Annotated in this window: 11 protein-coding genes; 5 read left to right on the forward strand and 6 right to left on the reverse strand. The window is 67.1% G+C overall.

Translation table 11 applies throughout. The features are described 5' to 3' along the window. Nucleotides 1–13 precede the first annotated feature (13 nt). Nucleotides 14–1,483, forward strand: coding sequence for a betaine-aldehyde dehydrogenase (betB, locus tag U4Y91_RS32105; protein WP_321808425.1), 1,470 nt, complete (start codon nucleotides 14–16; stop codon nucleotides 1,481–1,483). Nucleotides 1,484–1,505: 22 nt separating this feature from the next. After that, nucleotides 1,506–3,206 (forward strand): choline dehydrogenase, encoded by a 1,701-nt coding sequence (gene betA, locus U4Y91_RS32110; RefSeq protein ID WP_321808426.1) that lies wholly within the window; start codon nucleotides 1,506–1,508, stop codon nucleotides 3,204–3,206. Between the two features lie 84 nt (nucleotides 3,207–3,290). Here the strand turns inward: betA and U4Y91_RS32115 are convergent, their stop codons facing one another. The 6 genes from U4Y91_RS32115 to U4Y91_RS32140 all read right to left on the reverse strand — a co-directional run bounded on the left by U4Y91_RS32115 (nucleotide 3,291) and on the right by U4Y91_RS32140 (nucleotide 10,018). Beyond that, entirely contained in the window at nucleotides 3,291–4,412 is a 1,122-nt protein-coding gene (locus U4Y91_RS32115; protein WP_321808427.1) for a hypothetical protein, read from the reverse strand. 223 nt (nucleotides 4,413–4,635) lie between these two features. Beyond that, nucleotides 4,636–5,139 carry an activator protein gene (locus U4Y91_RS32120; protein WP_321808428.1) on the reverse strand — a complete coding sequence of 168 codons (504 nt, stop codon included), beginning with the start codon at nucleotides 5,137–5,139 and terminating at the stop codon, nucleotides 4,636–4,638. A 123-nt stretch (nucleotides 5,140–5,262) separates the two neighbouring features. Further along, on the reverse strand, nucleotides 5,263–6,087 hold the full coding sequence (locus U4Y91_RS32125) for an OmpW/AlkL family protein (protein ID WP_321808429.1): 825 nt from the start codon (nucleotides 6,085–6,087) through the stop codon (nucleotides 5,263–5,265). A gap of 73 nt (nucleotides 6,088–6,160) precedes the next feature. Continuing rightward, nucleotides 6,161–7,414, reverse strand: coding sequence for a DUF2957 domain-containing protein (locus U4Y91_RS32130; protein WP_321808430.1), 1,254 nt, complete (start codon nucleotides 7,412–7,414; stop codon nucleotides 6,161–6,163). A 71-nt stretch (nucleotides 7,415–7,485) separates the two neighbouring features. Then, nucleotides 7,486–9,099, reverse strand: a complete 1,614-nt coding sequence (locus U4Y91_RS32135; RefSeq protein WP_321808431.1) for a DUF2957 domain-containing protein — start codon at nucleotides 9,097–9,099, stop codon at nucleotides 7,486–7,488. Nucleotides 9,100–9,721: 622 nt separating this feature from the next. Continuing rightward, nucleotides 9,722–10,018, reverse strand: a complete 297-nt coding sequence (locus tag U4Y91_RS32140; protein ID WP_321808432.1) for a cupin domain-containing protein — start codon at nucleotides 10,016–10,018, stop codon at nucleotides 9,722–9,724. Nucleotides 10,019–10,436: 418 nt separating this feature from the next. On the opposite strand from U4Y91_RS32140, the gene U4Y91_RS32145 reads away from it, so the two are divergent. From U4Y91_RS32145 to U4Y91_RS32155, 3 genes are all read left to right on the forward strand, one after another. After that, on the forward strand, nucleotides 10,437–11,381 hold the full coding sequence (locus U4Y91_RS32145; protein WP_321808433.1) for an ABC transporter ATP-binding protein: 945 nt from the start codon (nucleotides 10,437–10,439) through the stop codon (nucleotides 11,379–11,381). 5 nt (nucleotides 11,382–11,386) lie between these two features. After that, nucleotides 11,387–12,157, forward strand: a complete 771-nt coding sequence (locus U4Y91_RS32150; protein WP_321808434.1) for an ABC transporter permease — start codon at nucleotides 11,387–11,389, stop codon at nucleotides 12,155–12,157. Nucleotides 12,158–12,302: 145 nt separating this feature from the next. Then, nucleotides 12,303–13,004: an MBL fold metallo-hydrolase gene (locus tag U4Y91_RS32155; protein WP_321808435.1), complete on the forward strand. Its 702-nt coding sequence runs from the start codon at nucleotides 12,303–12,305 to the stop codon at nucleotides 13,002–13,004. The last annotated feature ends 13 nt before the right edge of the window (nucleotides 13,005–13,017 follow it).

Consider the following 13,017-nt stretch of genomic DNA (forward strand, 5'->3'; position numbering starts at 1 on the left):
CAAGGAGATCCTCATGTCCGTATACGGTTTGCAGCGCCTCTACATCGGCGGCGGTTACGTCGACGCCACCAGCGGCAAGACTTTCGACACCTTCGATCCCGCCACCGGCGAACTGCTCGCGCAGGTGCAGCAGGCGAGCGCGGCCGACGTCGACCGCGCGGTCGCATCGGCGCAGGAAGGCCAGCGCGAATGGGCCGCGATGACCGCGATGCAGCGCTCGCGCATCCTCCGGCGCGCGGTCGACCTGCTGCGCGAACGCAACGACGCGCTCGCGGCGATCGAGACGCGCGACACCGGCAAGCCGATCGGCGAGACGCTCGCGGTCGACATCGTCACCGGCGCGGACGTGATCGAGTACTACGCGGGCCTCGCGACCGCGATCGAGGGGCTGCAGGTGCCGCTGCGCGCCGAGTCGTTCGTCTATACGCGCCGCGAGCCGCTCGGCGTGTGCGCGGGCATCGGCGCATGGAACTACCCGATCCAGATCGCCTGCTGGAAGACCGCACCCGCGCTCGCGGCCGGCAACGCGATGGTGTTCAAGCCGAGCGAAGTCACGCCGCTCACCGCGCTGAAACTCGCGGAAATCTATACGGAAGCCGGCGTGCCGGCCGGCGTGTTCAACGTCGTGCAGGGCGACGGTTCGGTCGGCGCGCTGCTGACCGGCCATCCGGACATCGCGAAGGTGTCGTTCACCGGCGGCGTCGAGACCGGCAAGAAGGTGATGTCGCTGGCCGGCGCATCATCGCTGAAGGAAGTGACGATGGAGCTCGGCGGCAAGTCGCCGCTGATCGTGTTCGAGGATGCCGACCTCGACCGCGCGGCCGACATCGCGGTCACCGCCAACTTCTTCAGCTCGGGCCAGGTCTGCACCAACGGCACGCGCGTGTTCGTGCACAGCTCGGTCAAGGACGCATTCACGCAGAAGGTGCTCGAACGCGTGAAGCGCATTCGCGTCGGCAAGCCGACCGATGCCGACACCAACTTCGGCCCGCTCGTGTCGGCCGCGCAGCTCGACAAGGTGCTCGGCTTCATCGAGAGCGGCAAGGCCGAAGGCGCGAAGCTGCTCGCGGGCGGCACGCGCCTGACCGACGGCCACTTCGGCAGCGGCCAGTACGTCGCGCCGACCGTGTTCGGTGACTGCCGCGACGACATGAAGATCGTCCGCGAGGAGATTTTCGGGCCGGTGATGAGCATCCTCGAATTCGCATCGGAGGACGAAGTCATCGCCCGCGCGAACGACACGCACTACGGCCTCGCGGCCGGTGTCGTGACCGAGAACCTGTCGCGCGCGCACCGCACGATCCACCGCCTCGAAGCCGGCATCTGCTGGATCAACACGTGGGGCGAATCGCCGGCCGAGATGCCGGTTGGCGGATACAAGCAATCCGGTGTCGGACGCGAGAACGGCATCACGACGCTCGAACACTACACTCGAATCAAGTCGGTACAGGTCGAGCTCGGCCGTTACAACCCGGTGTTTTGAGAACGAGAGGAGATTCCCCGTCATGACGACACGCGAATACGACTACATCATCTGCGGCGCCGGTTCCGCGGGCAACGTGCTCGCGACGCGCCTGACGGAAGATCCGAACGTCACGGTGCTGCTGCTCGAAGCGGGCGGCCCCGACTACCGCTTCGACTTCCGTACGCAGATGCCGGCGGCGCTCGCCTATCCGCTGCAGGGCCGTCGCTACAACTGGGCCTACGAGACCGACCCCGAGCCGCACATGGACAACCGCCGGATGGAATGCGGCCGCGGCAAGGGGCTCGGCGGCTCGTCGCTGATCAACGGGATGTGCTACATCCGCGGCAACGCGCTCGACTACGACAACTGGTCGACGCACAAGGGGCTCGAGAACTGGACGTATCTCGACTGCCTGCCGTACTTCAAGAAGGCCGAGACGCGCGACGTCGGCCCGAACGATTACCACGGCGGCGACGGCCCCGTGTCGGTCACGACCAGCAAGCCGGGCGTGAATCCGCTGTTCGAGGCGATGGTCGATGCGGGCGTGCAGGCCGGTTATCCGCGCACCGACGACCTGAACGGTTATCAGCAGGAAGGTTTCGGCCCGATGGATCGCACCGTCACGCCGAAGGGTCGCCGCGCGAGCACCGCGCGCGGCTACCTCGACCAGGCGCGCGCGCGGCCGAACCTCGAGATCGTCACGCACGCGCTCGCCGACCGCATCCTGTTCGACGGCAAGCGCGCATCGGGCGTCACGTACCTGCGCGGCAGCGAGCGCGCGACCGCGCATGCGCGCCGCGAAGTGCTCGTGTGCAGCGGCGCGATCGCATCGCCGCAGCTGCTGCAGCGCTCGGGCGTCGGCCCCGGCGCGTGGCTGAAGGAACTCGACATCCCCGTCGTGCTCGACCTGCCCGGTGTCGGCCAGAACCTGCAGGATCACCTGGAGATGTACATCCAGTACGAGTGCAAGGAGCCGGTGTCGCTGTATCCGGCGCTCAAGTGGTGGAACCAGCCGAAGATCGGCCTCGAATGGATGCTGAACGGCACCGGCCTCGGCGCGACCAACCACTTCGAGGCGGGCGGCTTCATCCGCACGCGCGACGACGACCTGTGGCCGAACATCCAGTATCACTTCCTGCCCGTCGCGATCAACTACAACGGCTCGAACGCGATCGAGATGCACGGCTTCCAGGCGCACGTCGGTTCGATGCGTTCGCCGAGCCGCGGCCGCGTGAAGCTGCGCTCGCGCGACCCGAACGATCATCCGAGCATCCTGTTCAACTACATGGCCGAAGCGCTCGACTGGCGCGAATTCCGCGACGCGATCCGCGCGACGCGCGAGATCATGCGGCAGCCCGCGCTCGACCGCTATCGCGGCCGCGAGCTGAACCCGGGCGCCGATTGCAAGAGCGACAAGGAACTCGATGCGTTCGTGCGGGCCCGCGCGGAAACCGCGTTCCATCCGTCGTGCTCGTGCAAGATGGGTTATGACGACATGGCCGTGGTCGACGAGGAAGGCCGCGTGCACGGGCTCGACGGGTTGCGCGTGGTCGATGCGTCGATCATGCCGATCATCACGACCGGCAACCTGAACGCGCCGACGATCATGATCGCGGAGAAGATCGCCGACAAGATCCGCGGACGCAAGCCGCTCGCGCGTGTCGACGTGCCTTACTTCGTCGCGAACGGTGCGATGGCGCGCAATGTCGCGAAGGCGGTGCGGCAGCCGGAAACGGCGTAACCGCGGGCGTAACCGCGCAAGCGCCCTCCCCGGGGCGCAGCAGCAACCTGCACGGCTCGCGGCGTTCTCGCCGCGAGCCGTTTTTCATTTCATCGGGCGCTCGCCGCCCGTATTGAACCGCGCGGTCGCAGCCGCCCTCGGCCGCACGCGTTTCGCGCGCACGATCGGATTCGATCGCGACGTCAGGCTCATCGCGCCGCGCAAGCGATCGAACGCGACATTCTCCGTCGGCCCGAAGCGGCCGACCGTCGGCCACGCGAGCGCTTCATCGAGCCACGTCTGCCACGCGTCGCCGTGAAAGCGGCGCGCGAATTCGCGCACGATGCCCGGCGCCGCAATCACGATGCCAGCCAGCAGGTAATACGCCCAGAAACTGCCCGCGCCGACGAGCCGGTCGAGCCGGCATACGGACACCGCCGCGAGCAGACCGTCCATCGACGCGAGATCGGTGCGCCGTTCGCGAATCGCGCGTGCAACGAGATTGTGCCGACCGCCGTACGCAGCGAAGGACACCCCGTTGCCGGCGGCAAGCTCCGCGCAGAACATCGCGAGCGCGGCCATCTCGTCGACGCGCGCGGCATCGTCGCACGGCCCGCAGACGCGCAGCACGATCGCGTCGATGATCGCCCCGGGCCGGGCCGACGGCGCCACGCAGGCCGCCGCGACGGCCGCGCGTCGCTCTCTCAGGTTCTTCGCGGGCGGTGCTTCGCCGTTCGCGGATGGTTCCCGTACTTCGTGCTCGCCGCCATCGTCACCGCCGGGTTCGACACCGCCGGCAATCCGCTCGAGCGCGGCCCAGCCGTCGTCGGGATCGTCGAACGCCCATGCATCGACGAAGCCGTGCGCCGACTCGAATACCGCGCGCGATCCGCGGCAGCGTCGCTCGGCATGCGCGAGCTGTGCCGTGTCGGGAACGTGCAGGCATGCGCCGAGCGGATCGCTCGCGTCGCACGCGCAACCGCCGCCGTCCGTTGCAATCCACGGCGCGAGTTCGTGCAGGACGGCGATCGCTTCGTGCGACAGGTTCACGCCGGCTCGCCCGCGTGCCGCGCGTGCTGGCAGGACGGCCGTTGCGCCGGCGTCGGCCGTCGCCACGCAAGCCGCTTCGTCCAGGTGTTCGATCAGGTACTGCAGCCACGCGGCCGTGCGCAGCCGGTCGGGCGTCGCACCGCGGGCATCGCCATACTTCGCTGGGTCGGTAAGCATGGGGCGTCCGAAATGGTTGTCTTGTGTCGGCCGAAGCAGGCGGCACGGTGCGCCGCACCGGCCCCCTGCACGGCCGCCCGCCTCGGATCGCGAGGCAGGCGGCCCGTCGGTCGTCGCGCCGCTACGCGCGACGACGCGGATGCATCGCGAAACCGGAACGCCCGCCGCGCATCCCTGCACGGCCCTCGTCCATGGCGGGCGTCCGGCCTCGCTCAGGTGCCGCTTACTGCACGTGGAACTTCGGCGACGTGGCAACCGTGCCGCTGACCGTGCAGTCCGGCGTCAGCACCGCGTTGTTGAACGTCAGCGACGAGTTCGGATCGCTCCACGTCGTCACGATCTTGCTCGGCCCGCAGGTACCGAGCAGCGTCACGGTCACCTTCGCGTTGTTGATCGACAGTTGCGTCGTGCTGTCGGCCTGCCCCGTCCACGGTGCCGCGCTGGTCGCGCTGCCGCTGATCAGGCCGCACGTCGCGCCGCCCGCGAACGTCGTCGACGTGATGTTGACGATGCCCGTCGAACTGATCGTGCCGTTGAACGTCGCGTTGCAGCTCGCGTTGATCGCCCCCTTGGCCAGGACCGTGAGGCCCGTCGCGGAGAACGGCTCCCCGTTCGGGTTCATCGCATGCCCGTCGACGCGCGAAACGGTCACGGCGAAAGCAGGCGCGGCCGAAACCACGGTGAATGCCACTGCAGCAACAAGCGATACGATTTTGCGAATGCTCATTTGAACTGCCCCCTCTCTCTTCACAAATGGCGGCACGCCGCCAGGAACGCGACACGCCGGCCGGATTCGCCCGGCCGCCCGGTCGCAGGAAGCCGCCGGCATGCGCGATGCACGCCGGACGGCTCAGAACCTGTAGGAAATCCCGACGAACGTGATCAGCGGGTCCGCCTTCAGCCGCGTGCGCGTGGTCGCGAGCGTCGAACCGTCGGCGGCCTTGATCACGAGCGACGAGTAGGTCTTCAGCGGCATGTAGGTCAGCGTCGCCGTGAGCCCCCAGTGCTTGTCGATCGCATAGCTCGCGCCGACGTTGTAGACCGGCGTGAACGACGACGACGCCTTGCCCTCCACCGACGTCGGCCCCGGCTTGCCGGCGCCGGCCGCGAGCACGCTGCCGAGGTTCTCGTTGATGTCCTTCGCGAAGTTGCCGTTCAGTTCGATGTTGCTGAACCAGCTGTAGGCCACGCCGATCCCGACGAACGGACGGAACTTCGCGGTCGGTGCATTGAAGTAGTACTGCAGAATGATCGTCGGGCTCCATTGCCGCGCATTCTTCACGGCCGGCTGGTTCGCCGACTTGTCCATGTCGACGTTGCCGAGGGAACCGGCCGGGCCCGGCGGCCTGATCACGCCGTGGCCGGTCAGCGTGAACTCGGGCGGCACGCCGAGCACCGACGTCACCGCGATGTGGTCGGTGAAGAAGTGCGTGAGCGTGAGGCCGACCGTATCGGCGTTGTTGACCGTCAGGCTCGTGCCCGGCGACGTGAACGATCCGGGCAGCCGCAGCGGCCCGTTGATCGGCATGCTCGCGAGATTCGTCGTCAGCCCGTTGGTCGAATCCTGCGGCATGATGTGCAGCCAGCCCAGCGTCGCGACGTTGTCGCCCGCCTGCTGCGCCGATGCGAGCGTCGACACGCCTGCGACGACACCCGCGACAATCAGCTTCTTCATCAAGTCTCCCCCTCATTCCGTCCGGGCACCGCGCCGTTGCGCGCGGCGCCGCCGTGTCTCCATCCATGCGCGGTTACTGCACGAACGCACCGACCGTGAAGTACGGATTGCGCGTATCGGCCATGTCGAGGAACCCGAACACGCCGCCGGTGAACACGAACTTGCCGGTCGCCGGCCCCGACGCCGCGTCCGCGTGCACGGTCGTCACGACGCCCGGCACCTTCTGCGTGTAATCGAGGTTCAGCGCGCGCGTGAGCGCGGCCTGCGATGCGTTGAACGGATCGAGCAGCGTCGCCTGCGCACCGACGAGCGCGGTCGCGCGGTAGTTGAACGCGCTGTCGACGCCCGTGTACTCGCCGTTCTGCGAGCCCTGCGCGATCGCCGCCTGCGGGCTCAGGAACGAGATGCCCGACTCGTCGTCGGCGCTCGGCGGGCCCTGCGTGAGGTCCGCGTTCGCGGCGCCCGTGCGGATGAAAACCGGCACGAGCTGGTTGCGCAGCTTGCCGACGATCAGGATCCCCTTGCCGGCCTTCGCCGGATCGAGCGCGGCGAGCGTCGGCGCAATCTGCGGCTGGTAGTTCAGCGACTGGAACGCCGGGGCGTCCGGGCGCAGCGTGAACGCCTGGTTCACGGTCGCGCTCGACGCGAGCGGCTGACCGCCGTTCTTCTTGCCGAAGTTGTCGGTCTCGACATAGCTGCCGTCCGCGTGGATCGTCACCTGCTGGTCGAGCGCCACCGGCTGGAAGTTCTGCGACGGCACCTGGTGATAGCCGAGCTGGTTGTACGTGCCGGCGATCTTCGACAGATCGGTTTCGAGCGACGAGAAGCTGATGAACGGGTAGTACGGAAATGTCGTCTTCGGAATCCTGCCGACACCGATCACGCCGTCGAACTGGATCGTCGCGCCGGGAATCGCGCCGCCCAGCACGCCTTCGCCGAGGAACAGGCGCGCCGGACGGCTCGGGTCGAGGCTCGCGTTCTGCATCCGGAACGTGCACTGGTTCAGCTTCACGGTCGGCAGGCCCGTTTCGTCGGCCAGCGTGCCGTCGACGACGTTGGCCGGCGCGGTGTCGCGCGTCGGTTGCACGGTGCCGGTGGTGGTCGGCACCGGCGATGCGAGGTAGGTCATCCGGTACGTCATCTTCGTCGTGTCGAGCTGCACTTTCACGAGTTCGCCCGAGCCGGAGCCGCCGACGAACACCGTGCCGTAGTCGATGGCCTGCGGGCACAGCCGGACCACCGGTGCGGGCGGCGGGTCGCCATCGCCGCCGCAGGCAGCCAGCACGGGCGCGAGCGACGCCGCGGCCATCCAATGCTTCACATTCATAGGAATCCTCTTGAATTTAGATTCGCCGGCGGCGACGCGTGCGCCGCCGGTGTTCCGGGTTCAGTCCACGGTTACTGGACGAACGCGCCGACCGTGAAGAACGGATTGACCTTGTTGTTGTTGACGACCATCGCGTAGACGTTCCCGGCCGTCACGAGCCAGCCCGTGTCGCCCTTGCTGAAGATCGCCACGTTGCCGTTCGCCCCCTTCGCGTTGAAGTCCTGCGAGGCCGTGACCTTGATCTTGCCGGGCGTGGCCTGCGTGTAGTCGAGCGCGAACAGCGACGTGACCGACGACGTCTGCGGATCGATGAACGCCGCGGTGGCGCCCTGGAACAGCGTCGATGTATAGTTCGCGGCCATCGTCGACACGGCGGTGCCGTCGTTGCAGCTGCCCGCTTCCGGCATGAAGAACGTGCCGTTGAACGTGCCGGGCAGATCCGGGTGCGGGATGTTCGGATTGAAGCTCGGGCCCGGCTGCGCGATGGAGTTCCCGACGCCGGTCGACGTCACGACGCCGCACGCCGACGCGCTGGTCGCGCCGATGTAGCCACCCTTCAGGGAATTCGCGGCGATCGCGGTGGTCGACGACAGCATCGAGATCCCGACTTCGGCATCGGCAACCGATGCGAGTGCATTGCTCTCGTCGACGTGCGTATAGCCGACGCGAATCACGATCGGCACCCGCACCCCGTTCAGCTTGCCGACGATCATGATGCCCTTCGCCTGGCTCGGCGTCAGGATCACGATGCCCGGCGCCGGTCCGGCGACCGGATACACGATCGTGCCGAACTGATTCGCCACCGCGTTGCTCACGAACACGTTGTCGGCCGATCCGTCGGCATGCTTGCGCAGGGTCCACCGCGATCCGGTCGTCTGGCACGAGTAGTCGCTGCCTGGCGTGATCGTGCACGAGCCGTCGGCATTGAACGTCTGGTTCCAGTTGACGACGTCCGGCTCCCAGCCGACGGCACCGTTCGCATTCTGTGCGGTACCGCCGACCGGCGACAGGTGAATGCCGACTTCGTTGTAGTTGCCCGCGACCTTCGTGAAGTCGGTTTCCGTTTCGGTGAAGCCGATGAACGGATAGAAGTCGAACGTGCGTGACGGCACCACGCCGAGCACGAAGCCGGGGAACGGTTCGAGGCCCTTGAACGCGATCGTCGCACCCGGAATCCCGCCGCCGATCACTCCGTTGCCGACGAACAGCATCGGCGGGTCCGCGCGATTGATCGTCACCGCATACGCGCCGTCGCTCGTCGCGCCGCTGTCGAGCACGAACGCGCAGCGGTTCTGCTCGGCGGTCGGCAGATTGGCCGGATGGTGGAACGCGCCGCTGATCGTCAGGCCCGCACGCGTGTCGTTGACCTGCCCCGCCGACGTCGGCACCGACGACTCGATGAACTGCATCTGGTAGGTCAGCTTCGTCGTGTCGAACTTCACCTTCACGTATTCGCCGCTGCCGGCGCCGCCCGTGTAGGTCGTCGTGTAGTCGAGCGAGTCCGGACACAGCTTCGTCACGACGGGCGGTGTCGTCTCGGCGCCGCTCGGCCCGCATGCGCTGCCCGAGCACTGCGGCACGTTGATCGGGCCCGGATCGTCGCCGCCGCCGCAACCAGCGACGAACGGCAGCGCCAGCACGGCGCACGACAGGATCGCCTTCCGCCATTCAGGAATGCAAAGCATCAACCCCTCCTTTTTAGGTACGACAGGTCTCGTCCGGACGAGCTGCGTGGCCCGCCGGTTGGTATCGCGCCGCCGCGACAGCGCGCGGCGCATGACGATGCGCGCAATGCGCGCCGCGTTGCCGGTCGGGCAAATGCGATCAGGACCGCCGCGGCAGGCACGCGCTCTCCGGCGGCGCCGTCATGCGGCACGGCACCGTCGGAGCAATCGAAACGGGAGGTGGAGCGTCGCTACAGTGGCAACGCGATGTGATGACGCAGGCACGCGACTCGCGTCGCGCCCGCATCCGGCGAAAAGCAGCAAAACGGCCGTCCGGCCGGCCCCTCGGAAAGGCGTCTCATGGTGTGGTCTCCATACGTACGCTTGATTCGTTATCGTGATGCGTCGTTGGTCGAGACTATGATCGGACGATACGCACAAGTAAATGGATGCAGAGTTCCAAACGCGCCGAACCGCGCACGCCTAGTGCGAGCAGGGCGTTTGACAATTTTTCAAACGGCCTTCATTTTATTTGCTCAGACAAATACCGGGGCTGTACAACGCGCGTTCGAATGACGGCGCTCGACTCGCGCGAGGCCCGGCGTGCAGGCCTCCGGCGGCCCACACCCACTGCGGCGCACGCTTACACGTCGATGATCGCGAGCGTGCCGTGGCTGCCCGGCAGCACCGCGTGACGCGTGCCGGCGACCGCGAGATACATCTGTCCGGCCTCGACCACGACCGTCTGCGCGTCGACCTCGAGCATCAGCCGGCCGTCGAGCACCAGCAGCCCCTCGTTGTAGTCGTGCACTTCCGCTTCGTACGGCTGCGCGTCCATGCGCAGCACCTTGATCCGGGCCGGCCCGACTTCGCCGACGATCGTGGATTGCCACGCGACGGCCTGGGCGGCCGCGATGGACTTGAAATCGATCAAAGACATGCGCACCGCTCCGGGAACATGAGAGGAACGCATTATCGCGAGCGCGGCGCACGCCGTCCCGGTACGGCGCGGCGTCGACCGGGCAGCACAGTCGGCCGGCCGCCAAGCGCACACGCGATCGCGATCCGATTGCCCGAAAACCGCACGCATTGTTCACTCGATTCCAATAAAGCGTCACTTTATTGAATCAAGCACGCGCATTTCACGCAAATCCCGCACCGGCATCGCCTGTCCTTGCCGTCGAAATGCATTTCCATCTTCCGATTGCTAATATGGCGGTCCTGCGATCCCGCACCACAACGCCGTTCGACATGACGCCCGTTCGCCATGCCGCCCCTGCCCCCGGCCGCTTCGCGGCGGCGGCTCCGGGCACGCGCGGCGCGCAGCGTCGGACCGAGCGGCCGTGCCATCCGTGAGCATGCAACCGATCCTTTCCGTCTCCGACCTCTCCAAGACATACGCGTCCGGCTTCCAGGCGCTGAAGCACGTGACCCTCGACATCCGCCCCGGCGAGATCTTCGCGCTGCTGGGCCCGAACGGCGCGGGCAAGACCACGCTGATCGGCTCGATCTGCGGCATCGTCACGCCGACCGAAGGCCGCGTGACGGTCGGCGGCCACGACATCCGCGATCAGTACCGCGCCGCCCGCGAAATGATCGGCCTCGTGCCGCAGGAGCTGACCACCGACGCGTTCGAATCCGTCTGGGCGACGGTATCGTTCAGCCGCGGCCTGTTCGGCAAGGCGCCCGACCCCGCGCATATCGAGAAGACGCTGAAGGCGCTGTCGCTGTGGGACAAGCGCGACAACAAGCTGATGACGCTGTCGGGCGGCATGAAGCGCCGCGTGATGATCGCGAAGGCGCTGTCGCACGAGCCGCGCATCCTGTTCCTCGACGAGCCGACGGCCGGCGTCGACGTCGAGCTGCGCCGTGACATGTGGAAGCTGGTCGACTCGCTGCGCGAAAGCGGCGTGACGATCCTGCTGACCACGCACTACATCGAGGAGGCCGAGGAAATGGCCGACCGGATCGGCATCATCCTCGGCGGCGAGCTCGTGCTCGTCGAAGAGAAGCGCGAGCTGATGCGCAAGCTCGGCAAGAAGCAGCTGACCGTGCAGCTCGAGCATCCGCTCGCGACCGTGCCGGCCGATCTCGCCGCGTTCGGGCTCGAACGCGCGGACGACGGCGCCGCGCTCGTCTACACCTACGACTCGCAGCGCGACGACGCGAGCATCGCGAAGCTGATCAACGCGCTCGGCTCGGCCGGCATCGGGTTTCGCGACCTGCATACGACGCAGAGCTCGCTCGAGGACATTTTCGTCAGCCTGATCGACAACCGCCGCAACGGCGCACAAGGGGCCTAACGCACATGGCGAACATGAATTTGCATGGCATCCGCGCGATCTACCGCGCCGAAATGGCCCGCACGCGCCGCACGCTGATGCAGAGCATCATCGCGCCGGTGATCTCGACATCGCTGTACTTCGTCGTGTTCGGCTCGGCGATCGGCTCGCGCATCAGCGACGTGAACGGCATCGGCTACGGGTCGTTCATCGTGCCGGGCCTCGTGATGCTGTCGCTGCTGTCGCAGAGCATCTCGAACGCGTCGTTCGGCATCTACTTCCCGCGCTTCACGGGCACGATCTACGAGATCCTGTCCGCGCCCGTGTCGTACTGGGAGATCGTGATCGCCTATGTGGGTGCGGCCGCGTCGAAGTCGCTGCTGCTCGGGCTGATCATCCTCGCGACGGCCGGCCTGTTCGTGCCGCTGCACATCCTGCATCCGTTCTGGATGGTGCTGTTCCTCGTGCTGACGTCGATCACCTTCAGCCTGTTCGGCTTCGTGATCGGCATCTGGGCCGACAGCTTCGAGAAGCTGCAGCTCGTGCCGCTCCTGATCATCACGCCGCTCACGTTCCTCGGCGGCAGCTTCTATTCGGTCGACATGCTGCCGCCCGCGTGGCGCATCGTCACGCTGTTCAACCCGATCGTCTATCTCATCAGCGGCTTCCGCTGGTCGTTCTACGGGCTGGCCGACGTGCACGTAGGGATCAGCCTCGCGGCGACCTCGCTGTTCCTCGCGATCCTGCTTGCAATCGTCGCGTGGATATTCCGCACCGGCTACAAGCTGAAGAACTGACGCGGCTCGGCCGAGGGGTCGCCCCGGTTCGCGGATCCGGGGCCGCGCTGCTAGACTGGATCGGAAGATCGACTGCTGCCGTCTGCCGCACCGCAACCCGCGACGCGCAGACGGCCCGGCTCCCTTCCCTGCGCGAGGATCCCCGATGAGCGCCTCCCGAATCGACGTCGTCCGCGACGGCCTGTTTCGCGCCACGTCCTACGTCGACACGTTGAATCTGAGCTTCAGCCAGTTCTTCGTACGATCGCCGCACGGCGACGTGCTGTGCGTCGAAACGGGCACCCGTTCCAATTTCACGCAACTGAGCGCGGCACTCAATACCATCGGCATCGCGCCGTCGATGGTCAGCAGCGTGATCGTCCCGCACTTCGAGGCCGACGAAATGGGCGCGCTGCCCGACTTCCTCGCGGCCAACCCGGCGCTCGTCGCGTACGGGCATCCGATGTGTACATGGGGGCTTGCCGACGTGTTCGGCGTGCATGCGGTTCCGCTGACGGACGGTGAACCGAGGACGCTGTCGGGCATCGACGTCGTGCCGGTCTTCACGAAACACGTGCATCAGTGGGATTCGCTCGTGGTGTACCTGCCGGCGTACAAGGCGCTGCTGTCGTCGGACATCCTGATGCGCTTCGGCCGGGAGGATGCCGACGATCCGCTGCCCGCGATCCTCGACGCGATCACGCGCTCGGACTACCTGCCGTCGCTCGCGCACCTGGCGAGCGCGCTGCGCCGCATCCAGGCGCTCGATCTCGACATCATCCTGCCGATGCACGGCCCGGCGATCACGCACGACATTGCGCGCGTGATCGCCGGTGTGATCGCCCATTGCGACGCGGCCGCGGCATAGCGCACGCGCCGTC

Source organism: Burkholderia sp. BCC1993, assembly GCF_905339865.1.
GTDB lineage: Bacteria > Pseudomonadota > Gammaproteobacteria > Burkholderiales > Burkholderiaceae > Burkholderia.